General features: G+C 65.9%; 20 protein-coding genes. 5 read left to right on the top strand and 15 right to left on the bottom strand.

Annotation, left to right across the window (positions count from 1 at the left end):
• Window positions 1-67: 67 nt before the first annotated feature.
• From RR51_RS04975 to RR51_RS04920, 12 genes are all read right to left on the bottom strand, one after another.
• A complete protein-coding gene (locus tag RR51_RS04975; RefSeq protein WP_039612782.1) occupies window positions 68-727 on the bottom strand; it encodes a general secretion pathway protein GspN in 660 nt (219 codons plus the stop codon).
• On the bottom strand, window positions 724-1,110 hold the full coding sequence (gspM, locus tag RR51_RS04970) for a type II secretion system protein GspM (protein ID WP_039612781.1): 387 nt from the start codon (window positions 1,108-1,110) through the stop codon (window positions 724-726). Before gspM ends, RR51_RS04975 begins: the two co-directional genes overlap by 4 nt.
• Entirely contained in the window at window positions 1,107-2,183 is a 1,077-nt protein-coding gene (gspL, locus tag RR51_RS04965; protein WP_039612819.1) for a type II secretion system protein GspL, read from the bottom strand. Before gspL ends, gspM begins: the two co-directional genes overlap by 4 nt.
• Window positions 2,180-2,770, bottom strand: a complete 591-nt coding sequence (locus tag RR51_RS04960; protein WP_039612780.1) for a prepilin-type N-terminal cleavage/methylation domain-containing protein — start codon at window positions 2,768-2,770, stop codon at window positions 2,180-2,182. Before RR51_RS04960 ends, gspL begins: the two co-directional genes overlap by 4 nt.
• 511 nt (window positions 2,771-3,281) lie before the next feature.
• Window positions 3,282-3,650, bottom strand: coding sequence for a type II secretion system protein GspI (locus RR51_RS04955; RefSeq protein ID WP_015269126.1), 369 nt, complete (start codon window positions 3,648-3,650; stop codon window positions 3,282-3,284).
• The gene (gene gspH, locus RR51_RS04950) at window positions 3,647-4,084 is read right to left on the bottom strand and encodes a type II secretion system minor pseudopilin GspH (RefSeq protein WP_039612779.1); all 438 of its coding nucleotides are present in this window, start codon (window positions 4,082-4,084) and stop codon (window positions 3,647-3,649) included. Before gspH ends, RR51_RS04955 begins: the two co-directional genes overlap by 4 nt.
• A gap of 3 nt (window positions 4,085-4,087) precedes the next feature.
• The gene (gene gspG / locus RR51_RS04945) at window positions 4,088-4,522 is read right to left on the bottom strand and encodes a type II secretion system major pseudopilin GspG (protein ID WP_013971171.1); all 435 of its coding nucleotides are present in this window, start codon (window positions 4,520-4,522) and stop codon (window positions 4,088-4,090) included.
• A 17-nt stretch (window positions 4,523-4,539) separates the two neighbouring features.
• Window positions 4,540-5,742: a type II secretion system inner membrane protein GspF gene (gene gspF, locus RR51_RS04940; RefSeq protein WP_039612778.1), complete on the bottom strand. Its 1,203-nt coding sequence runs from the start codon at window positions 5,740-5,742 to the stop codon at window positions 4,540-4,542.
• A gap of 3 nt (window positions 5,743-5,745) precedes the next feature.
• The gene (locus tag RR51_RS04935) at window positions 5,746-7,194 is read right to left on the bottom strand and encodes a GspE/PulE family protein (RefSeq protein ID WP_039612777.1); all 1,449 of its coding nucleotides are present in this window, start codon (window positions 7,192-7,194) and stop codon (window positions 5,746-5,748) included.
• Window positions 7,194-8,957 (bottom strand): type II secretion system secretin GspD, encoded by a 1,764-nt coding sequence (gene gspD, locus RR51_RS04930; RefSeq protein ID WP_177328642.1) that lies wholly within the window; start codon window positions 8,955-8,957, stop codon window positions 7,194-7,196. The genes RR51_RS04935 and gspD overlap by 1 nt, the downstream gene beginning before the upstream one ends.
• Window positions 8,958-8,960: 3 nt before the next feature.
• Window positions 8,961-9,386: a hypothetical protein gene (locus tag RR51_RS04925; RefSeq protein ID WP_003257988.1), complete on the bottom strand. Its 426-nt coding sequence runs from the start codon at window positions 9,384-9,386 to the stop codon at window positions 8,961-8,963.
• Window positions 9,383-11,023, bottom strand: a complete 1,641-nt coding sequence (locus RR51_RS04920; protein WP_039612818.1) for a lipoprotein UxpA — start codon at window positions 11,021-11,023, stop codon at window positions 9,383-9,385. The genes RR51_RS04925 and RR51_RS04920 overlap by 4 nt, the downstream gene beginning before the upstream one ends.
• A gap of 223 nt (window positions 11,024-11,246) precedes the next feature.
• On the opposite strand from RR51_RS04920, the gene RR51_RS04915 reads away from it, so the two are divergent.
• A complete protein-coding gene (locus RR51_RS04915; protein ID WP_039612774.1) occupies window positions 11,247-13,307 on the top strand; it encodes a PhoX family protein in 2,061 nt (686 codons plus the stop codon).
• A gap of 139 nt (window positions 13,308-13,446) precedes the next feature.
• Here RR51_RS04915 and gspK read toward each other — a convergent pair whose 3' ends face one another.
• Window positions 13,447-14,412 (bottom strand): type II secretion system minor pseudopilin GspK, encoded by a 966-nt coding sequence (gene gspK, locus RR51_RS04910; RefSeq protein WP_039612773.1) that lies wholly within the window; start codon window positions 14,410-14,412, stop codon window positions 13,447-13,449.
• A gap of 145 nt (window positions 14,413-14,557) precedes the next feature.
• On the opposite strand from gspK, the gene tatA reads away from it, so the two are divergent.
• Genes tatA through tatC form a run of 3 tightly spaced genes read left to right on the top strand, consistent with a single transcriptional unit; the run spans window position 14,558 to window position 15,854 of the window.
• A complete protein-coding gene (gene tatA, locus RR51_RS04905) occupies window positions 14,558-14,791 on the top strand; it encodes a twin-arginine translocase TatA/TatE family subunit (protein WP_015269117.1) in 234 nt (77 codons plus the stop codon).
• Window positions 14,791-15,096 carry a Sec-independent protein translocase protein TatB gene (tatB, locus tag RR51_RS04900; protein ID WP_039612772.1) on the top strand — a complete coding sequence of 102 codons (306 nt, stop codon included), beginning with the start codon at window positions 14,791-14,793 and terminating at the stop codon, window positions 15,094-15,096. The genes tatA and tatB overlap by 1 nt, the downstream gene beginning before the upstream one ends.
• On the top strand, window positions 15,093-15,854 hold the full coding sequence (gene tatC, locus RR51_RS04895; RefSeq protein WP_003257986.1) for a twin-arginine translocase subunit TatC: 762 nt from the start codon (window positions 15,093-15,095) through the stop codon (window positions 15,852-15,854). The genes tatB and tatC overlap by 4 nt, the downstream gene beginning before the upstream one ends.
• Window positions 15,855-15,956: 102 nt before the next feature.
• On the opposite strand, the gene RR51_RS04890 is transcribed toward tatC, so the two are convergent.
• The gene (locus tag RR51_RS04890) at window positions 15,957-16,268 is read right to left on the bottom strand and encodes a hypothetical protein (RefSeq protein ID WP_015269114.1); all 312 of its coding nucleotides are present in this window, start codon (window positions 16,266-16,268) and stop codon (window positions 15,957-15,959) included.
• 3 nt (window positions 16,269-16,271) lie between these two features.
• Entirely contained in the window at window positions 16,272-20,171 is a 3,900-nt protein-coding gene (gene purL / locus RR51_RS04885) for a phosphoribosylformylglycinamidine synthase (RefSeq protein ID WP_015269113.1), read from the bottom strand.
• Between the two features lie 302 nt (window positions 20,172-20,473).
• Here purL and mltF point away from each other — a divergent pair, with 302 nt between their 5' ends.
• Window positions 20,474-21,931 (top strand): membrane-bound lytic murein transglycosylase MltF, encoded by a 1,458-nt coding sequence (mltF, locus tag RR51_RS04880; protein ID WP_015269112.1) that lies wholly within the window; start codon window positions 20,474-20,476, stop codon window positions 21,929-21,931.
• Window positions 21,932-21,993 lie beyond the last annotated feature (62 nt).

The raw sequence follows: 21,993 nt of genomic DNA, 5'->3' as shown, positions 1-21,993 counted from the left end.
TCATGGAACTCATTGGTTCAGTGAGTTTTTGTAGGAGCCGAGCCAGTTTGCCGGCGACAACATCTGTCTACCAGCGCAAATCCCGCTGCCCTGCCAGCGCCTGCGGCCCAAGCCACTGCACGCCACGCAGCAAAGGCGTCAGCGCCGCTTCTGGCTGCAACTCCACCACCACTTGCGCCCGGCGTGCTGGCAGGTCAGCATCCACGGCCAACAGATGCTGCCCCGGCTGCGCCAACTGCCCGCGCAGGTGCCAGCCGCTGCGGCAGTCCATTTCCAGCCAGCCCTGCCCCAGGCCCAGTGACCAGGGCTCGCTCAAGGCAAGGTCGGTTACCGCGATGCGGCCTTCGCTGGCACGGCATTGCCGCCCTGCTCCCTGCACCCGCAACGCGCCTTGCCACTGGCCGGCCAAGCGGAAATCCGTCGTCACCGTCGCCTGGGCACCCATGGCCGTCGCCCCCAACCGCCAGCGCCATGGCCAGCCTTCGACGCGCAACTGCCAGGCCTGGCCCTGAAAGCCCAGCTGTGAATCCGCCTGCAAGCGCCAGGGCTGCACCGCCCAACGCAATGGCCCGACCGGCCCCAGTTGCTGCGCCTGGCCTTGCCACAGGCTGCCGCTGACATCGCGCGCTGGCAGGCCTATCCCGCGCACCACCCAGCTAGCCGGCAGTTCCACCAGCAATGTCACGGTGAATACCAACAGTACCCACGCCACACTTCTTCGGCTCATGGCCGCACCACCAGGTCGAAGCGCAATCTCTTTTCATGCTGTTCCAACCCCCACTGCAATGGCTGTACGCCTTCTGCACGCAGGGTCTGCAACCAGCCTTGCAGCACTCGCTCGTCGGCCACCTGCCCACGCAGTTGCCAGGTCTTGCCCTGCGCATCGACCTCGGCCAGTTCGATCTGCCGCGCCTGGGCCGACTGGCGTAGCCGCTCCAGGCTCAACCCCGGGCCGCCTTGAAGGCTGGCCGCCTGTTCGGCCAGCCCGCGCCACTGGCTGAGCTCGCGCCATTGCGCAAGGCCTGTGCGCAGGGCCAGGAAGGCCAGCAAAACAGCAATCAGTAGCCAGGCGAACTTCAAACGGTGACGCTGTATCCAGTCCCGGTTCATGAGGCTGCTCCCAGGTCGAACACCACTTGGCCGTCCTGCACCTGGACAGAGGCCCCGGCGGCTGTCGCCATGTCGCTCAATGGCGGCGCACCGCCCTCGCCTTCCAGCCGCAAGTGCCAGCGCTGGCCATCGAAGCGCACCGCTTGCAGGCGCCAGCCGGGATGGTCACGCAGCCAGGCCTGCAACGCAGCCTGCAGGTCTTCGAGCTGGCGCGTGCGCAGCTTCTGTTGCAATTCACTTTCGCCCAGGCGCTTGAGGGCCTGCGCGGCGTGCCGGGGGCTGGCCTGCTCACCGGTCACGGCGATGACCTGGCTGCGCCAGAGTTGCGCCTGGGCCCACTGCTTGCTCAACCACAGCCCGCCCCAGACGGCAGCCAGTACCAGGCAGGCCGCAAGCAACCGTTGCTGCGGCCGGGACACCACCGGCAGCGAACGCACCTTGCGGGTACGCTCGAACAGGCCGGGTAATGAGTCGAGCGGTGCCAACGTACAGGGCCAGTCGCCACTCAGCGCGACCTTTTGCAGCTCCGCCCATGGTTGCCGTGGCACCTCGCCAAGTGCATCCGGCCAGGCCAGCCAGTGCTCCTGCCCGCCTTCGGCCAGCCCTTTGTACAAATACATGCCGGGTGTGCGCTGCCATTGCCATGCACGTCCCGCCTCGGGCAGCGGCAGCAGCTGTAGTTCTGCCCAGCAACCTGCCACCTGCAAGCCCCATTCGGCGCACTGCCCGCGCCAGTCCTCCAGTTGCTGACGGGCCACTACCAGTAACCGAAGGTGGCCAGGCTCGCGGGCCAGGCAGGCGCATGCCACCTCGTCGACTGCCTGCAGCAAACGGTCTTCGAGCAACAGCGGCCATTCTTCACGCTTGAGCCCGGGCGGTGCCGGCACGCGGAAATAGCTGCAGGCCTCGGCAGGCAGGATCAACGCCACACGGGCCTGCAGGTTCGCCGGGGGCTCGCCCTGCCCATGGCGTTGCACAAGGCCGCCCTCGGCCAGCGCCCAGTGCCAGGCAACGCCCGGTCGCAGCAACAGCCACGACTGGGCCGGGCTGCGCCGCCGCCATTCAAACTTCATGAGCGCCCCCACGGGAGCGCGAAAGTGCAGACATAGGGTGCTCCGTCACGCTGCAGTTCCAGACGCACGCCACGGCCGGGGTGCGCAGGTTGGTCGGAAGGCCAGGCCAGCCAGCGGCCGCCCTGGTAATAAAGAACATTCATGGCGCTGACCCGGTCGAGCCGCTCGCGCTGGACCCAGCGTGGGGCGGCGGCGGCATAGAGATCGGCCGAGCTTTCCAGCAGCAGTCGCTGCTCACGCGCCTCGAAGCGCAGGCGCTGGCGCTGCAGGCGCGAGCCGCCTTCGGCTTCCGGCATGCCGGTAATGGCGACCCAGAGCAACTGGTTGCTTGCCGGTTGCCAGTCCAGCCAGCGGCTGGCCAAGGGCAGGCGCTGGTCGTAGACACGGCGCATTACCGGGCTGTCGAAGCGACGCTCCAGGGCCAGGCATAAATCCAGCACCGAGGTTTCCTGATTGGTGACCTGCAGGCGTTCGCGAACCTTGAGCCAGCCGTTGACCAAGGCGGCGAGCATGATGCCGAGCACGGCGGTAAGTGCCAGGGCTACCATCAGCTCGATCAGGGTAAGGCCGGCCTGGCGGTGCTTCACAGGCTGGATGCTGGGCTGACGGGTATACGCCCTCCCTGTGGGAGCGGGTTCACCCGCGAACACCGGCGCAGCCGTTGCCATCCACCGAGTCGCCTGCTTCGCGGGTAAACCCGCTCCCACAGGGACCGCACAAGCTTCACGATCTCTGTCACTCACGGCTGATCCAGGGGCAGGCACCTGCGCGGGGTGGTACTGGGCCTCTGTGGGAGCGGGCGCGCCCGCGAACACCGGCGCAGCCGGTGCCATCCACCGAGTCGCCTGCTTCGCGGGCATGCCCGCTCCCACAGGGACCGCGCAAGCTTCACGATCTCTGTAACTCACGGCTGCTCCAGGGGCAGGCCGGCCTGTCGCTGCTTCACACGCTGGATACTGGGCTGACGGGTATACGCCCTCCCTGTGGGAGCGGGTTCACCCGCGAACAACGGCGAAGCCGGTGCCATCCACCGAGTCGCCTGCTTCGCGGGTAAACCCGCTCCCACAGGGACCGCGCAAGCTTCACGGTTTCTGTAACTCATGGTCGCTCCAGGAACACGGTGTACTGGCCTAGCGGCAGGCGCTGGTCGCGGTCGGCGAACAACAGCAGCTCGCCACGGCGCAGGTCGCGTACGCCGGTGCGGCGCAGTTGCAGTTGCCAGTGGCAGCGCTGGCCGCCTTGGCTCAGTTCACCGCCAACCTGGTTTTCCGCCGGCCAGTACTGCTCGACGGCAAAGCGGGTTTGCAGTTCTCGCGCGCATAGCAGGCCAAGGCGGTGTTGCTGCAGGTTGTCCTGCACCGCCAGGCGCTGGCGCAAAACCTGGCTGGTGATCACCGCCAGCACCGCGGCAATCGCCAGGGCCACGGTCACCTCCAGCAGGGTGAAGCCACGCTGATGCCGCTTCATGGGGCGACCACCACCTGCAAGCGGCCATCGCGGCTCCAGGCCCATTGCTGGCTGCCATCAGCCCAACGCCAGCGCACGTTGCCTGGTTGCGCCCAGCCATGCGGAGTGAACAACAGGCGCGGCTGCGGGCTGGCCGGCCAGTCCGGGCGCAGCCCCTTGGGCCAGTCACCAAGGGCGACTGCCTCGACCACCCAGCCATTACCCTCGCGCCGGACGAACTCCGGACGCTGGCCATTCCAGCGCAGCCCGCGCAGCTGCCCGGCATGCCGGGCCAGCACGGCCTGCGACCGGGCCTCGCTCGCCAGCCGTTGCAGCGCCTGGTCGACACTGGCCTGGCTGTTGCCGAACCCGGCCACCGCCAATCCGGTCATCAGCCCGGCGATGGCCAGCACCACCAGCAATTCGATCAGGCTGAAACCCCGCTGACGACGCACCCGTTACAGCTCCCAGTTACCCAGGTCGGCATCCTGGCCTTCGCCGCCCGGCAGCCCGTCGGCACCCAGCGAGTACACGTCGACCCGGCCATGTTCGCCGGGCATGCGGTACTGGTAAGGGGTGCCCCACGGGTCTTCCGGCAGGCGGCGCACGTAGCCGTCGCTGCGCCAGGCCCGTGGCAGCGGCTCCTGGGCCGGCTTTTTCACCAGCGCGGCCAGGCCCTGCTCGCTACTGGGGAAGCGCAGGTTGTCCAGGCGGTACATGTCCAGCGCTTGCTCCAGGGTGGCCAGGTCGGCCATCACTTTCTGCTTCATGGCCTTGTCCTGGTTGCCCAGCACGCTGGGCGCGACCACGGCGATGAGCAGGCCGATGATGAAAATCACCACCATGATTTCCATGAGGGTGAAACCGCGCTGGCGGTTACGTCGATGCTGCATGGCAGTACTCCTTGTCGTCACAGTTGCAGGCCCTGGTTGAGTTGCATGATCGGCAACAGCACCGCCAGCACGATGAACAGCACCACGGCGCCCATCACCAGGATCATCAGGGGTTCGAACAGCGCCATGGCGGTATCGACCTGGCGGGCGAAGCCGCGCTCCTGGTCATCGGCCACGCGCTCGAGCATGTCGGCCAGGGTGCCGCTGGCCTCGCCGCTGCCGACCATGTTCACCAGCAGCGGCGGGAACTGCTGGCTGGCATCCAGCGCGCGATGCAGGCTGGTGCCGCCCTGAACTTGCTGGCGCACCTGCTCCATGGCCAGGCGGATACGCCGGTTGCCGACGGTTTCGGTGGCCACTTGCAGGGCTTCGAGCAGGGCCACGCCACTGCCGCTGAGGATTGCCAGGCTGCGTGCCAGGCGCGCGCTTTCCAGCACCTGTAGCAGGTTGCCTATATGTGGCAGGCGTAGCAGCAGCTGGTCACGGCGCAGGCACCAGTGCGGCTTGCGCAGCAACCAGCCGCCGAGCGCTCCAAGCAACAGGGCCAGCGCCAAAAGCCAGGGCCCGGCCTGCACCAGCCCTTGGCTCAGGCCGATCAGCAACGAGGTAATGAGCGGCAGGCTCTGCCCGGCATGGGCGAATTGTTCGGTGAGCTTGGGTACGACGAAGGTCATCAGGCCTACCACCACGGCAAGCGACACCCCCATCAACACGGCGGGGTAGATCAGCGCGGTACGTGCCTTGTGCTGCTGTCGTTGAACCTGCTCCAGGTGGTCGGCGAGGCGGGTCAGCACCTGGGCCAGGCGGCCGGACCGCTCGCCGGCCTCGACCAGCGCGCAGTACAGGCCGGTAAACGGTGCCCCCTGACGTGCCAGGCTGCGAGCCAGGCCCAGGCCTTCGGCCAACGAGCCGCGCAAGGCCACCAGCACACCGTGCAGGGCGGGATGGCGCAGTTGCCGTTCCAGGGTAGCCAGGGCGTCGACCAGAGGGATGCCGGCACCGGTCAGGGTGGCCAGCTGACGAGTCAGTTCGCACAATTGGGCGCGGCTCAGGCGCTGGCGCCGGGGTTGCCGGGTGCCGGCTTCGTGACGCTGCAAGCGGCGGGCGAACAGGCCCTGCTCACGCAACAACTGGCGGGCATGACGTTCGCTGTCGGCCTGCAAGCTGGCCTTGTGGGTCTTGCCGGCGAGGTCGACGGCCTGGTAGCGATAGGTCGGCATGGCTCAGCCCTGCACCACGCGTAGTACTTCGGCCAGGCTGGTCTCGCCACGGGCCAGGCAGTCACTGGCCATCGCCACCAGGCTCTGCCGGCGCCCGGCCAGGTAGTCCTGCATGGCCAGTTCGCTGGCGCCGTCGTACAACAGGCCGATCAGCCCGGCATCCAGTTCGACGAATTCATACAGGCCCAGGCGCCCGACATACCCGCTGCCCTGGCACTGCTCGCAGCCCACCGCGTGGTAGCTGCTGCCCAGCGCTGCCAGCTCGGGCCACAGGTCGCGTTCCGCCGGCTGCAGCGGGTGCGCCACGGCGCAACTGCACAGGCGCCGCACCAGGCGCTGGGCCAGTACGCCGCGCAGGCACGAGGCGATCAGGAACGGTTCGATGCCCATGTCGCGCAGGCGGGTCACCGCGCCCACCGCACTGTTGGTGTGCAGCGTGGACAACACCAGGTGGCCGGTGAGGCTGGCCTGCACGGCGATCTGCGCGGTCTCCGGGTCACGGATTTCGCCAAGCATGATCACATCCGGGTCCTGGCGCAGGATGGCGCGCAGGCCGCTGGCAAAGGTCAGCCCGGCACGCGGGTTGATGGCGGTCTGGCCGATGCCGGCGATAGCGTATTCCACCGGGTCCTCGACCGTGAGGATGTTGCGGCTGCCGTCGTTGAGGCTGTTGAGGCTGGCATACAGGGTCGTGGTCTTGCCCGAACCGGTCGGCCCCGTGGACAGCACGATGCCGTTGGGCCGCGCCAGGCAACTGCGCAGGCCCTGCAACACCGCCGCCGGCATGCCCAGGTTGCCCAGCGCCAGCAGGCTGGCCTGCTTGTCGAGCACGCGCATCACCACCCGTTCGCCGTGGATGCCGGGCAGTGTCGAGACCCGCACATCCACTTCGCGCCCCGCCGCACGCAGGGTGATGCGGCCATCCTGTGGCTGGCGCTTTTCGGCGATGTCCAGACGGGCCATGACCTTGATCCGCGACACCAGCATGGCCGACAGCGCACGCGGTGGGCGCAACACTTCGCGCAGGTGGCCATCGACCCGCAGGCGCACCACCAGGCTCTGCTCGAAGGTTTCTATATGAATGTCCGAAGCGCGCAGGCGCAGGGCCTGGCCGAACAGGCCGTTGATCAGGCGGATTACCGGGGCTTCGTCGTCGCTTTCCAGCAGGTCCTCAATGCGCGGCATTTCGCTCATCAGGCTGTCCAGGTCGACCTGGTCGCCGATGCCCTCGATCAGCGCCTCGGTGGCAGCATCGCCGGCCTGGTACAGCTGGCCGAGGCGTTCGTCGAACAGTGCAGGCTCCAGGTATTCGAGCAGGCTGGGCTGGCCGTGCACGCGCAGCAGCTCCTGCAATTGGGCGCTGTCGGCGTCGGGCCGCAGCCACAGCTGCCAGCCGTGCTCCGCCGGTGCCATGGCCACCCCGCTCTGCCGCGCCTGGCGATAAGACAGCATCACCAGTCACCGCCTTCCAGCCGTGCGCGGCTGGAGGGGAACACCTGCAGCAGCGGCGTAGCGCCTTGCGCATCAGCCAGGTCGGGCAACTGCAGCGGCGTGGTCTGCTGCAAGGTGCGGTACTTGTCTTCGCTGAGCCCGGCCAGGCTCGGCCCGTCACGCAGGATGCGCGGGCGGATGAACACCATCAGGTTCTGCTTGGTGTTCTTGGTGGCGTCGGAGCGGAACAGCCGGCCCAGGTAAGGGATATCGCCAAGCAGCGGCACACGCTGGTCGCTGGTGCTCAGTTCGTCGCTGATCAGGCCGCCGAGGATCACCAGGCCGTTGTCCTCGACCATGACCTTGGTCTTGATCTCGCGCTTGTTGGTGATCACGTCGCTGGCAGCCGTAGTGTCGGCAATCGATGACACTTCCTGGACGATGTCCAGGCGCACGCTGTTGTCGACGTTGATCTGCGGCTTGATGCGCAGCTTCACCCCGACTTCCTTGCGCTCGATGGTCTGGTACGGGTTGGCGTTGTTCTGCGTCACCGATCCAGTGACGAAGGGCACTTCCTGGCCGACTAGGATCGACGCCTCGGCGTTGTCCAGGGTCAGCAGGGTGGGCGTGGACAGCAGGTTGAAGCCGCTCTTGCCCTTCAGCGCGTTGACCAGCATGGCGAAATTGAAACCGCCGCCGAAATGGCCGATACCCGCCATGGCGCCGGTGGTGCTGGACAACAGGTCACCAAGGGCCTCGTTGTCGCCACTGGCAGCGGCCCCGGCGATGCTGGCGATGTTTACCCCGTTGCTGCCGAAATTGACGATGCCGGCACCGAACTTCTCGTCGGCGAACAGCCACTGCACGCCCAGTTCCTGGGCGCTGCTGTCGGACACCTCGGCGATGATCGCTTCCACCACTACCTGGGCACGGCGGATGTCCAGTTGCTCGACGATGGCGCGGTAAGCCGCCAGCTCGCTGTCGGGGCCGACCATGACCACGGCGTTGGTGCCCTCTTCGTATTCCAGGCGGATGCCCGAGCCCCCGGCGACAGGCACTACGGGCCTGTCCTTGCCCTCTGCTTCGCCCGCACCTTCAGAGGGCGCCATGCCTTCCTGGCTGAGCCCGCGCAACACCTTGACCACTTCACCAGCATTGGCATGGCGCAGGTAGATGACCTGGGTACTGCCACTGCCTGGTGCATCCTGGGGGCGGTCGAGCTGGCGCAGCAAGCTGGCGATACGTTCCAGGTTGCTGCGCCAGTCGGTAACTACCAACTGGTGCGCTGCCGGATAAGGTGTGATCACACCGACCCGTGGGTCGATCAGGGGCTTGAGAATGCCCAGCACCTGCTCGCTGGCAGCGTTGCGCACATTGAATACCCGCGTGGCCACGCTGTCGCTGCCTTCCCCCTGCTGCCCTCCCGCCTCCACCGGCACAGGCTCCAAGCGGGCGGCCTGGTCGGGAACGATCTTCACGCTGCCGTTGGGCAGGTCGACAGTGGCGTAGCCCTGGGCGCGCAGCTGGGCCAGAAAGATGTCGTAGATGGCATCGGCGTCGTGCAGGTCGACGGTGCGCACGGTGACCTTGCCCTTGACCCGGGGGTCGACGATGAAGGTGGTGCCGGTAATGCGCGACACGCTGTCGATGAACTCGCCCAGTTCGGTGTCGACGAAGTTCACCTCGTACATCGGCGTGCCGTTGTCGTCGAACACCGGCTCTTCAGCACAAGCCATGGACAGGGCCAGGCTCAGCGCGGCCGCCACACAATATCTAACAGGCATCGTTCATCCTTGCCGCTTGAAGCCGGTCACGGCGGGGCGTGGCGGCCAGGGCAGGCGTTCACGCCGCCCCTGGTTGTTGAAAATCAGGCCATCGCTGTCGATGTCCTGCAGCACGATCCCTGGCGCCAGGCGCTGGCCGCGGGCCAAGGTGCGCACCTGCTCGCCATAGCGCAGCACCACTACGCTGGAGCCCAGCGGCTGGGCCTTGAGGCCGCCCAGGTATTGCAACGGCAGGCGGGTGATAGCGATGGCACCGTCGTCGACAGGTACCTGCCAATGGCCGACCATCAAGCCAGGCAACGGTTTGTCGGCCACGGCAGGCGCAGTGGCCGGTTGCGGCTGGCGGCCCAGTTGCAGCACGCACTGGGCGGCCAGCCAGCCGGCCAGGGTCAGGCCAGCGCCAGTCAGCAGGCGCGAGGCGAGCATCACGAGGCCAGTTGCCTTGGGTGCCAGCCCGGGTGCCCCTGCACATAGCGCACTTCGGGCAGTTGCAGCGGTGCCAGTTGCCAGTCGGTCGCCTGGCGGGCGAGCCAGGCTTCGACCCGTTGCCACAGCGGCTCGCCGGCCTGGGTTTCGAATTGCAGGCCAAAGGTGCGGCACAGGCCCTGCACCGGTTCCAGGCCACTGATGCGCTTGCCTTGCGGGCTGTAGCTGACACGCCAGGCCTGGCCCTGCCAGCGCGGCAGGTCCTGGCTGTTGTCCAGCAGCAGCGGGTCGCCGAACAGTTGCTCCGCGGCGTTTTCCAGCACTTGTTCGACCTGCCGGGCCGGCGCTTCGACCACCGGTGCCGGGTAGCCACCGGTGAGGCTGATCAGGTGTTCGCGGGTAATGGCCGCCCCGGCGGGCAGCGGGTAGTCATAGCGCAGGCCCGGCAGCAGCACCGGCATGCTGCTGTCATCGGCCAGGGCCTGATGCAGCAGACGGTCCCAGCTGCCGCCTCGGGTGTCGCGGCGCCAGAGCGCCTGGGGCGCGCGGGCCAGCGGTTGGTCGAGCCAGGCCGCGTGGCCGGCGCGCTGCTGGCGCAGTTTTGCCTGCAATGCCCCGATACGCTGCTGCGCGGCGGGTGCCAGCTGGTGCTCAAAGGCCGGGTAGAAACGCCCATCGAACTGCCACAACCCCGCCACACGCTGGCAGCGCAGGCGGAAGGCGCCGCTGCCCCGGCACCCAGCGAACAGCACCGGCACGCGGCGGCCGCTGGCCTGGCTCACCTCGACAGGCGCCGGCCACAGGTCCTGGCCGCGGGCGCACAGCAACACGTCGATCTGCGGCACCCGCTCGGCCAGCCACAGGCCCGGCCCGGTACCGACATCGGCCATGGCTACCACCAAGTCAGCATCGCGCCGCGCCTGTTCGAACACCGGCTGCAATGACTGGTACCACTGTTTAAGAGAGGCTTTCTGGTCCTGGGCGTAGGGGTCGGTCACGCCGACCACAGCAATACGTGCACCGCCACGTTCGAAGACGTGCAAGGCTTCCAGGCCCAAAGCCCGGCGTTGCGTGTCTGCCAGCCCGGCGCCCAGGGTAACGGTGCCAGCCTGGCGATACAGCGCCGGGCTGCGCTGTGGCCACAGCACGCGCTCGTCGCTGCTGACCCGCGCTTCGCTGCCCAGCAGCTGGCTGCCCTGCAGGCCGCTTTCGCCCTGGGTCAGGTAGGCCAGGCCACTGCCATTCCAGCCCTGGCCGTTTTCCAGGGTCAGGCTGTTGCCCGCCCCAGCCTCGCCGCGCAGTTGCTCGAGCAACGCCGCCAGCACCGCATAGCCGCCAAGCTGGGCAGATGCAGCCTGGCTGGCATCGAGCAGTGGCGCCAGTTGCGGGTAGGCGATACTGGCACTGCTGCCGGTCATCCATGGTGCGCGGCCCAGGTGGCTGACCGGCCCCAGGCGGGTGGCCGGCACCACGGCCTGGCCAGGCTGGCGGGCATCGAGGGTGTCGGCCACGTACAGCAGGTCGAGGCTGGCGTTGCCGCCCTGCTGCCCAGGGAAGGCGGAGCAGGCGCCGAGCAACGGTGCCAAGGCGCCGATACCCATCCAGCCGATCACTTCGCGCCTGTGCACACTGCTTGCCATCGAACCCGCCATCCTTATCCATGTTCATTCAGGGCACCGGATGTTGCGGCGTTGGCATTACAGTTTGATGGCAGAAATCCGACAGCCATTCCAAATTGATCTGTAGAGCACACTTCTAAGAGCGAGTTGTTTTAAAACCCCTTTAACATTTCTGCCAATGAATCATCATATTTGCGCACTAAAGTCGCGGTTCCTCCAACTCAGCCAACATAAGGACACCCTGATGAGTCGAGATACCGGCGACAACCTGGACCGGAACCAAAGCGGCAACCTGCCGATGGCCAGCGTCATGGACGCCTACCTGAGCCGCCGCAGCGTGATGCGTGGCAGCCTGGGCGCCGCCATCGCCATGATTGCCGGTACCGGCCTGACAGGCTGCTTCGACGGCGGGGGTTCCGATCACGATGATCCGGTCACCGAGCCACCCGTGACTGAGCCGGAAGTGCCGAAACTGGCACTGGGCTTCCAGTCCATTCCGGGCTCGCGCACCGACGCCTGCGTGGTAGCCGCCGGCTACAGCGCCTACGTGCTGGCGCCCTGGGGCACGCCGATCAACAGCAATGGCAACCCGTGGAAATCCGACGGCAGCAACACCTCGACCGACCAGGCCAACGCCATGGGCATGCACCATGACGGCATGCACTTCTTCCCCATCAACGGCAGCTCCGAAGACGGCCTGCTGGCGATCAACTTCGAGTACATCGACACCGCTGCCCTGCACCCGGCCGGCCCGACCACCGATGTGAACGGCAAGCGCCCGGTCGAGGAAGTGCGCAAGGAAATCAACGCCCACGGTGCCGGCGTGGTGCGCCTGCAGAAAATCGGCGGCCGCTGGCAGGTGGTCGACAACGACCCGCTCAACCGCCGCTTCACTACTGCCTCGCGCATGGAAATCAGCGGCCCTCTGCGGGGTACCGACCACGTCAAGACCAAGTACTCCACCGCTGGCACCCACTGCCGCGGCACCAACAACAACTGCGGCAACGGCTACACCCCGTGGGGCACCTACCTGACCTGTGAAGAGAACTGGCCAGGCATCTTCGTCAACAAGGGCACCCGCCCCGAAGACCAGCGCCGTATTGGCGTGGGCACCTCCAGCGGCCAGTACAAGTGGGAAACCGCAGCCGGTGACAGCAGCGAAGTGGATGACGAATTCGCCCGTTTCGACGTCACCGTCAAAGGCGCCAGCGCCACCGACGACTACCGCAACGAAGCCAGCACCTACGGCTACATCGTCGAAATCGACCCGTACAACAGCAACACCCTGGCCACCAAGCGCACCGCGCTGGGCCGCTTCCGCCACGAAGGCTGCGCCCCAGGCCTGCCCGTCGTCGGCAAGCCGCTGGTGTGGTACATGGGTGACGACTCGAACAACGAGTACCTGTACAAGTGGGTGTCCACCGCGGTGTGGGACGCCGCCGACGCCAACCCGGCCGACCGCCTGGCCACCGGCGCCAAGTACCTTGACCAGGGCAAGCTGTACGTGGCCCGCTTCAATGCCGACGGCACTGGCGTTTGGCTGCTGCTGGACGTGGGCACTGCGACCACTGGCGGCAGCACCTTGGGTGCACTGTATGGCGACCTGCCGGGCATCATCCTCAACACCCGTGGTGCTGGCGATGCCGTGGGCGCAACGCCGATGGACCGCCCGGAATGGACCACGGTCAACCCGCTGAACGGCGACGTGTACCTGACCCTGACCAACAACAGCGCGCGCACCCCGGAAAAGGTCGATGCAGCCAACCCGCGCGGCCCGAACCGTCACGGCCACATCATCCGCTGGCACGACAGCGACGACCAGCTGAGCTTCACCTGGGACATCTTCGTGTTCGGCGCCAACGCTGCCGGCACCGCCGACATCAACCGCTCCGGCCTGACCGAACTGAACCAGTTCGCCAGCCCGGACGGCATGAGCTTCGATAGCCGTGGCGTGCTGTGGTTCGAGACCGACAACGGCGAGAGCACCGTGACCGACTACACCAACGACCAGCTGCTGGCTGTGATCCCCACCAACCTGGTGGATGCCAGCGGCAAGCAGGTGCCGGTGAACGCGCAGAACCAGGTGGACCTGCGCCGCTTCTTCGTCGGACCGAATGGCTGCGAAGTGACCGGGATTACCTTTACCCCGGACAACAAGACGCTGTTCGTCAACATCCAGCACCCGGATAACTGGCCGTATACCGACAAGGCCACCGATGCCACCCCGGCAGGTGCCACGGTAAGGCCGCGGGCTGCGACCGTGGTGATCCAGCGTATCGATGGCGGGGAGATCGGCACCGCCTGACAGGGCGCCGGTCAGTCAGCCTTGTGCTGGCTGTACCGGCCTCTTCGCGGGTAAACCCGCTCCCACAGGGACCGCACAGTTTTTGAACACTTTGCAGTACCTGTGGGAGCAGGTTTACCCGCGAAGAGGCCGGTGAATATTACCGAACAATCGGCTCCCGACTACGCACCCGCACCTGCTGCGCAGGCACCCGCGCATGCCATTGCACCACCCCCAGCGCCTCCACCTGGAACTCGCTGCGTATCACCCGCCCCTCCTCCGCGAACGACAGCTGCAACAGGAAATACCCGCTGTTCAGCAGCAGCCCTTCGCTCAACCGTTCGAAAGTTTCGTCATCCACCGCCCCGAGGGCCTGGCGTAGCGCAGTTGCATCCACATAACCCGACGCCGGCCGGCCGCTGATGATGCGGCTGAGCAACGAGCGCGGATAACGCCCTTCATACAGCGCTTCCAGCAACGGCAGATGCTCCAGCCCCAAGGCATTGGCATTCAGCCGCCAGCCGGTGGTCTGCGGCAAGGCGCACAGCATCGGGTAACGGCTTTGGCGGCTGGCATCCGGCTCCAGTAGCAGGTTCAGCTCGCTGGTATCGAGCATCGGCTGGTTGGCCGCCAGGCGCGGTGGTTGCTGGCGCAGGTACTGGGCGCTCTCGGCGCCCTGCAGGCGGGCATCGCTGTCGGCATCCAGCCAGTCGGCCAGGGCATCGACCAGGCGCTCGGCAGCCATGTCGTCGCCCAGCAGGTAGCGCAACTGGCGCGCAGCCCGCTCGCCGTCAGCACCGAGCAACGCATTGACATTGAAACAGGTGTGCTGGTCGCGCACCCGCAACTGCGCCTGGCCGGCGCCAAAATCGTAGTTCAACGGCTGCCCGCGCAAGGCCTGCCAGAACAGCGGGCTAAGCCGCCAGCTGGGGTCACGCAGGGCCTGCTCGGCATAGGCCAGGCCGGCCTGCTCCATCGCTCGCGCCTGCACCCGCTGGTGCAAGAGGCGCACATCATCGACCTGGCGCCGGCCATCTTCCACCAGCCAGGCCATGCCCGCCGCCAGCATCGCCAGCACCACCATCACCATCAGCAGGGCCGCGCCCTGCTGTTGCCTGCCACCCATCCTTGCCTGCCTCTGTCGCCGAATAAAGACGCCAGTCAACACGCCCGGTGTTGCAGGTAGATGGCAGTGACCGTTCGTCATGTGTACGTCATCTGCGCGCGGCAGGATTGTCTTTCCTTTTCATGACCTTACAGGAGTGGTCGCAATGGGTGGCATTGGAATCTGGCAACTGGTGATCGTACTGCTGATCGTATTCCTGCTGTTTGGTACCAAGCGCCTCAAGGGCCTGGGCAGCGATATGGGCGAGGCGATCCAGGGTTTTCGCAAGTCCATGGGCGGTGACACTGACGCCACTCCCCCAGCGCAAACGCAGGTGCAGCAACAGTGCCCGCTGACCGGTCAGGGTACGCAGCAACCGCAAGCGGACCGTCAGCCCTGATGTTCGAGGTAGGCTTCAGCGAGTTGCTGTTGGTCGGCATCGTCGCACTGTTGGTGCTGGGCCCGGAGCGCCTGCCGGTAGCGGCACGCACCCTCGGGCGCGGCCTGGGCCAGGCGCGCAGGGCCATGCACGCCTTGCGCAGGCAGGTGGAGCGGGAGATCGAACTGCCCGCTGTCGAGCTACCCAATCTCGACAGTGCGCCTTTGCAGCGCCTGGAACAGGAGATCCGCCAAGGCATCAGCCTGAAGGCGGAACCGGCCAATGATGCGGCCACGGTCGCTGCCCCAAAGGAAAACCTTTCATGAGCATTGCCCTGGACCCGGCGGCGAGCATGCCGCTAACCGAACACCTGCGTGACCTGCGCAAACGCCTGGTGCGGTGCCTGGCGCTGGTGGCGCTGGTGTTCGCCGGCCTGTTCCCCTTCGCCCAGGCGCTGTACACGCTGATCTCCGAACCGCTGCGGCGCTTCTTGCCAGAAGGCGCGAGCATGATCGCCACCAGCGTCACTTCGCCATTCCTGACGCCGTTCAAGCTGACTGCGATGTGCGCAGTGTTTATCGCCATGCCACTACTGCTGCACCAGGCCTGGGGCTTTCTGGCGCCGGGGCTGTACCGCCGTGAACGGCGCATTGCCCTGCCGTTGCTGGTATCGAGCATCGTGCTGTTCTACGCCGGCATGGCCTTCGCCTTTTTCCTGGTGTTCCCGATGATGTTCGGCTTCTTTGCCAGCGTGACACCGGAGGGGGTGGCGATGATGACCGATATCAGCCAGTACCTGGACTTCATCCTTGCGCTGTTTCTGGCGTTCGGGCTGGCATTCGAGATCCCGGTAGCGACGTTTATCGTGGTCTGGGTGGGGTTGGCCGATGTGGCTACATTGCGGCGCAGCAGGCCCTACGTGATCGTCGGCTGCTTTGTGGTGGGGATGATCCTGACGCCGCCGGATGTGTTTTCGCAGACGATGCTGGCGGTGCCGATGTGGGTACTGTTCGAGGTGGGGTTGCTGGCTTGTGGGTGGTTGAAGCGGCCTGGGCAGGGCAAGGAGATTGTGGCTGGATTGTAGGGCCCTATCGCCGGGAAGCCAGCTCCCACAGAGATATCACAGGTTCTGATGACTGCGATATTCCTGTGGGAGCTGGCTTGCCGGCGATGGCCTTGATGCGGTCTAGAACTCGGCGAGCCGCCAGACTTCGTAGGCTGGCGTCTCGTACGGGTGGCTCTGCTTGAGTGCAGCGACTACCTGGGCAATCAGGTCGTCAGCCACCACCAGCTCAACCTTCCACTCTTCCACCACCTCGACCTGGCCGGTTTGCCCGAGGAACGGCTGGCTGCCGTCCAGCGGGCGGAACTGGCCCTGGCCCAGCGTCTGCCAGGCGCAGTGGTCATAGTCACCGATGCGACCGCCACCAGCGGCGAACACAGCGGCCTTGACCACTTCGACGTGGCTGGCGGGGACGAAGAAGGCGAGCTTGTACACGCCTTAGTTCACCCACACCCGTGCGTTACGGAACATACGCATCAGCGCGGCATCTTCCTGCCACTCATCCGGGCGCCAGGAGTTCTGCACGGCACGGAACACACGCTCCGGGTGCGGCATCATGATGGTCACGCGGCCGTCGCGGCTGGTGAGGCCGGTGATACCACGCGGCGAGCCGTTCGGGTTGGCCGGGTAGGCTTCGGTGACCTTGCCGTGGTTGTCGACGTAGCGCAGGGCCACGCAACCGGACAGGTCGGCTGCCAGCAGTGCTTCTTCGCTGGCGAACTCGGCATGGCCTTCACCGTGGGCGATGGCGATCGGCATGCGCGAACCGGCCATACCCTGCAGGAAGATCGAGTTGGACTTCTGCACTTCGACCATGGCCACACGCGCCTCGAACTGCTCCGAGCGGTTGCGCACGAAGTGCGGCCAGTGCTCGGTGCCCGGGATCAGTTCGTGCAGGTTGGACATCATCTGGCAACCGTTGCACACGCCCAGGGCGAAGCTGTCGGTGCGCTCGAAGAAGGCCTGGAAGGCGTCACGGGCGCGGCTGTTGAACAGCGCCGACTTGGCCCAGCCTTCACCGGCACCCAGCACGTCACCGTAGGAGAAGCCACCGCAGGCGACCAGGCCCTTGAAGGCTTCGAAGTCGACACGGCCGGCGAGGATGTCGCTCATGTGCACGTCGATGGCGGCGAAGCCGGCGCGGTCGAAGGCGGCTGCCATCTCGACCTGGCCGTTGACGCCCTGCTCGCGCAGGATGGCCACTTGCGGACGCACGCCCTTCTTGATGTACGGCGCGGCGATGTCGTCGTTGACGTCGAAGCCCAGCTTGACCGACAGGCCCGGGTTGTCTTCCTCGAGCAGCAGGTCGAATTCCTGATCGGCGCAGTCGGCGTTGTCGCGCAGGCGCTGGATCTGGTAGCTGGTCTCGGCCCACTGGCGCTGCAGCATGCGGCGGTCGTCGTCGAACAGCACTTCGCCGTTCAGGCTGATGGACACTTCACCGTTGTTGACCGGCTTGCCGATCACCGCGACGCAGCCTTCACCCAGGCCAGCGGCGCTGAACTGTGCAAGTACGTCCGGGGTGGCATCCTGGCGAACCTGGATGACCGCGCCCAGTTCTTCGTTGAAGAGGATGGCCGGCACGTCGCCTTTGCTGTCGGTCAGCGGGTCGAGGTGCAGGTCGAGGCCGCAGTGGCCGGCGAAGGCCATTTCCAGCACGGTGGTGACCAGGCCGCCGTCGGAACGGTCATGGTAGGCCAGCAGGTGACCATCTTCGTTCAGGCCCTGGATCACGGCGAAGAACGCCTTCAGGTCTTCGGCATCATCGACGTCCGGTGCCTGGGCAGCGATCTTGCCGTAGGTCTGTGCCAGGATCGAAGCGCCCATGCGGTTCTTGCCGCGGCCCAGGTCGATCAGGATCAGGTCGGTCTCGCCCTTGTCCATGCGCAGTTGCGGGGTCAGGGTCTTGCGGATGTCGGTGACCGGGGCGAAGCCGGTGATGATCAGCGACATTGGCGAGGTAACGCTCTTCTCTACGCCCTCGTCGCTCCACTTGGTCTTCATCGACATCGAGTCTTTGCCGACCGGAATGGTAATGCCCAGCTCCGGGCACAGCTCCATGCCGACAGCCTTGACGGTGTCGTACAGGCGGGCGTCTTCACCTGGGTGGCCGGCGGCAGACATCCAGTTGGCCGACAGTTTGATGTCGGACAGCTTCTCGATGCGCGAGGCAGCCAGGTTGGTCAGTGTCTCGCCAATTGCCATGCGGCCGGACGCCGGAGCATCCAGCAGAGCCAGCGGGGTACGCTCGCCCATGGCCATGGCTTCACCGGTGTAGACGTCGAAGCTGGTGGCGGTGACGGCGCAGTCGGCCACCGGTACCTGCCACGGGCCGACCATCTGGTCACGAGCTACCAGGCCGGTGATGGTGCGGTCGCCGATGGTGATCAGGAAGCTCTTGCTGGCCACGGCCGGGTGGCTGAGGACGCGCTGAACGGCGTTGTCCAGGTCCAGCTTGCTCGGGTCGAAGTCATCGCCCAGCTCGGCTTCGCGGGTAACCGAACGGTGCATGCGTGGCGGCTTGCCCAGCAGTACGTCGAGCGGCATGTCTACCGGCGTGTTGCCGAAATGGCTGTCGCTTACGGTCAGGTGCTTCTCTTCAGTCGCTTCACCCACTACGGCAAACGGGCAACGCTCACGCTCGCAGATTGCCTTGAAGCGCTCGAAGTCGACGGCGCTGACGGCCAGCACGTAACGCTCCTGCGATTCGTTGCTCCAGATTTCGTGCGGGGCCATGCCCGGCTCGTCGTTGGGCACGTTGCGCAGTTCGAAGCGGCCACCACGGCCACCGTCGTTGACCAGTTCCGGGAAGGCGTTGGAGATACCACCGGCGCCAACGTCGTGGATGAAGGCGATCGGGTTGTTGTCGCCCAGCTGCCAGCAGCGGTCGATGACCTCCTGGCAACGGCGCTCCATTTCCGGGTTTTCGCGCTGTACCGAAGCGAAGTCGAGGTCAGCCGAGCTGGCACCGGTCGCCACCGACGAAGCGGCGCCGCCGCCCAGACCGATCAGCATGGCCGGGCCGCCGAGCACGATCAGCTTGGCGCCGACAGTGATCTCGCCTTTCTGCACGTGGTCTTCACGGATGTTGCCCATGCCACCGGCCAGCATGATCGGCTTGTGGTAGCCGCGAACTTCTTCACCGTGCGGGGTGTTGATGGCCTGCTCGAAGGTACGGAAGTAGCCGGTCAGGGCCGGGCGACCGAATTCGTTGTTGAACGCAGCGCCACCCAGTGGGCCTTCGATCATGATGTCGAGGGCGTCGACGATGCGCTCAGGCTTGCCGTAGGCCTGCTCCCACGGCTGTTCGAAGCCCGGGATACGCAGGTTGGACACGGTGAAGCCGGTCAGGCCAGCCTTGGGCTTGGCGCCACGGCCGGTCGCGCCTTCGTCGCGGATTTCGCCGCCGGAGCCGGTGGAGGCGCCGGAGAACGGGGCGATGGCAGTCGGGTGGTTGTGCGTCTCGACCTTCATCAGGATGTGCACTGGCTCCTGCACCGCGCCGTACTGGCGGGTTTCAGGGTTCGGGAAGAAACGGCCGGCAACGTTGCCGACGATCACCGAGGCGTTGTCCTTGTACGCAGACAGCACGCCTTCGTTGTGCATCTGGTAGGTGTTCTTGATCATGCCGAACAGGCTCTTTTCCTGAGCCTGGCCGTCGATGTCCCAACTGGCGTTGAAGATCTTGTGGCGGCAGTGCTCGGAGTTGGCCTGGGCGAACATCATCAGTTCGATGTCGTTCGGGTTGCGCTTGAGGCCCTGGAAGGCGTTGACCAGGTAGTCGATCTCGTCTTCGGCCAGGGCCAGGCCCAGGTCGATGTTGGCCTTGGCCAGGGCATCACGGCCACCGCCGAGGATGTCCACCGAGGTCATCGGCTTGGGCTGGGCATGGCTGAACAGGTCAGCGGCCTGCTCCAGCTGGCCGAGCACGCGCTGGGTCATGCGGTCGTGCAGCTCGGCGGCGATCAGTTCGGCGTCGGCTTCGCTCAGGTTGCCGGCAACGTAGTAGGCGATACCGCGCTCCAGGCGCTGGATCGACTGCAGGCCGCAGTTGTGAGCGATGTCGCTGGCCTTGCTGGCCCACGGCGAAATGGTGCCCAGGCGCGGCACGACCAGGAACAGGCGGCCGCTCGGCTCCTGTACCGGCACGCTCGGGCCGTACTTGAGCAGACGCCCCAGCACCTGCTGCTGGTCGGCGGTCAGCTCGCCGTCGACATCGGCGAAATGGGCAAATTCGGCATACAAACCAGTAACAGCGGGGACTTTCTGGCTCAGTTGCTCGAGTAATTTACCGTGGCGAAAGGCAGAAAGGGCAGGAGCGCCGCGCAGGATCAACATCGTCGGGACAGCCTCAGGAAGGGGTGTGCTTAGAGGCCGTGCATTCTAGCCTAATTCGAAGGGTTTCGGCACCCGCTCTAAGCCACGGCTGCCGGGCGGCGGAACCGGACTTGCGGGTCAGAATTCAGGGGGCCTACCTTTAGAGATTTAGCGCCTGTGAAATCGAGCGCCGCCCGCGCGGCGCTCGATCTCCCAGGCGCTGAACCTCCAAAGGCAAGCCCCCAAAGCACAGAACCCGCTACCAGACAAGCTAACAGTTGTCGAGATATGGTTGGGCCAGTCCTTTGCGTATACTGCAACCTATGTTCGCCCACACTGCTTTGCGCCAGCGTTGCGCCAGATGGCTTTTCGCAACCGGACTCTTTCTGCTGCTCGGTGCCTGCGTTGAAAAACCCAGCACCCTCGAGCGCGTGAAGGAGGATGGCGTGCTGCGCGTGATCACCCGCAACAGCCCGGCCACCTACTTCCAGGACCGCAACGGCGAAACCGGCTTCGAATACGAGTTGGTCCAGCATTTCGCCGAAGATCTGGGCGTGAAGCTGCAGATCGAGACCGCCGACAACCTCGATGAGCTGTATGACAGCCTCGGCAAGCCCTCCGGCCCGGTGCTGGCAGCGGCCGGCCTGGTCACCAGCGAACGGCGCAAGGCCCAGGTCAGGTACTCCCACCCTTATCTGGAAGTGACCCCACAGGTCATCTACCGCAACGGCCGCACGCGCCCCACCAACGCCAAGGGCCTGGTCGGCAAGAAGATCATGGTGCTCAAGGGCAGCAGCCATGCCGACCAGCTGGCCGAGCTGAAAAAGCAGTACCCGGGCCTGGAATACGAGGAATCCGACGCCGTCGAGGTGGTCGACCTGCTGCGCATGGTCGATGAAGGCCAGATCGACCTGACCCTGGTCGACTCCAACGAGCTGGCGATGAACCAGGTGTACTTCCCCAACGTGCGGGTTGCCTTCGACCTGGGCGACACCCGCGACCAGCGCTGGGCGGTGGCGGCCGGTGAAGACAACAGCCTGCTCAACGAGGTCAACGAGTTCCTCGACAAGGCGCAGAAGAACGGCACCCTGCAACGCCTGAAGGACCGCTACTACGGCCATGTCGACGTACTGGGCTATGTGGGTGCCTACACTTTCGCCCAGCATCTGCAGCAGCGCCTGCCCAAGTACGAGAAGCACTTCAAGAGCTACGCCAAGGTCGAGCAGGTGGACTGGCGCCTGCTGGCCGCCATCGGCTACCAGGAATCGATGTGGCAGCCCGAGGTCACCTCCAAGACCGGCGTGCGCGGCCTGATGATGCTGACCCAGCGCACCGCCCAGGCCATGGGCGTGTCCAACCGCCTGGACCCGAAACAGAGCATCCAGGGCGGCGCCAAGTACTTCATGAAGATCAAGGAAGAGCTCGACGACAGCATCCAGGAACCGGACCGCACCTGGTTCGCCCTGGCTGCCTACAACGTCGGCAGCGGCCACCTGGAAGACGCCCGCACCCTGGCCAAGCGCGAGAAGCTCAACCCGAACAAGTGGTTGGACGTGAAGAAGATGCTGCCGCGGCTGTCGCAGAAGCAGTGGTATCGACAGACCAAATACGGCTATGCACGTGGCGGCGAGCCGGTGCATTTCGTGGCCAACATCCGTCGCTACTACGACATCCTCACCTGGGTGACCCAGCCGCAGCTCGAAGGCCAGGTGGCCGAGGGCAGCCTGCATGTGCCCGGGGTGAACAAGGACAAGCCGGCGGAGCAGTCGCCGCCGATGTAGGCCTGCACCGGCCTCTTCGCGGGCACGCCCGCTCCCACAGGAATATCAATCTCCTCAGGCCT

Origin of the sequence: Pseudomonas sp. C5pp (genome assembly GCF_000814065.1) — a bacterium.
Taxonomy (GTDB): Bacteria; Pseudomonadota; Gammaproteobacteria; order Pseudomonadales; family Pseudomonadaceae; genus Aquipseudomonas; species Aquipseudomonas asiatica.
Note: the sequence above shows the minus strand (reverse complement) of the source record. Positions and strands in the feature narration are given on the sequence as shown.

Bases quoted from the DNA above. Each gene is read 5' to 3' on its own strand.
- gspL (WP_039612819.1), bottom strand. From the start codon at position 2,183: ATGAAGTTTGAATGGCGGCGGCGCAGCCCGGCCCAGTCGTGGCTGTTG.
- RR51_RS04955 (WP_015269126.1), bottom strand. From the start codon at position 3,650: ATGAAGCGGCATCAGCGTGGCTTCACCCTGCTGGAGGTGACCGTGGCC.
- RR51_RS04915 (WP_039612774.1), top strand. From the start codon at position 11,247: ATGAGTCGAGATACCGGCGACAACCTGGACCGGAACCAAAGCGGCAAC.
- gspK (WP_039612773.1), bottom strand. From the start codon at position 14,412: ATGGGTGGCAGGCAACAGCAGGGCGCGGCCCTGCTGATGGTGATGGTG.
- gspM (WP_039612781.1), bottom strand. From the start codon at position 1,110: ATGAACCGGGACTGGATACAGCGTCACCGTTTGAAGTTCGCCTGGCTA.
- mltF (WP_015269112.1), top strand. From the start codon at position 20,474: ATGTTCGCCCACACTGCTTTGCGCCAGCGTTGCGCCAGATGGCTTTTC.
- purL (WP_015269113.1), bottom strand. From the start codon at position 20,171: ATGTTGATCCTGCGCGGCGCTCCTGCCCTTTCTGCCTTTCGCCACGGT.
- RR51_RS04975 (WP_039612782.1), bottom strand. From the start codon at position 727: ATGAGCCGAAGAAGTGTGGCGTGGGTACTGTTGGTATTCACCGTGACA.
- tatB (WP_039612772.1), top strand. From the start codon at position 14,791: ATGTTCGAGGTAGGCTTCAGCGAGTTGCTGTTGGTCGGCATCGTCGCA.
- tatA (WP_015269117.1), top strand. From the start codon at position 14,558: ATGGGTGGCATTGGAATCTGGCAACTGGTGATCGTACTGCTGATCGTA.
- gspF (WP_039612778.1), bottom strand. From the start codon at position 5,742: ATGCCGACCTATCGCTACCAGGCCGTCGACCTCGCCGGCAAGACCCAC.
- gspG (WP_013971171.1), bottom strand. From the start codon at position 4,522: ATGCAGCATCGACGTAACCGCCAGCGCGGTTTCACCCTCATGGAAATC.
- RR51_RS04920 (WP_039612818.1), bottom strand. From the start codon at position 11,023: ATGGCAAGCAGTGTGCACAGGCGCGAAGTGATCGGCTGGATGGGTATC.
- RR51_RS04935 (WP_039612777.1), bottom strand. From the start codon at position 7,194: ATGCTGTCTTATCGCCAGGCGCGGCAGAGCGGGGTGGCCATGGCACCG.
- tatC (WP_003257986.1), top strand. From the start codon at position 15,093: ATGAGCATTGCCCTGGACCCGGCGGCGAGCATGCCGCTAACCGAACAC.
- gspD (WP_177328642.1), bottom strand. From the start codon at position 8,957: ATGCCTGTTAGATATTGTGTGGCGGCCGCGCTGAGCCTGGCCCTGTCC.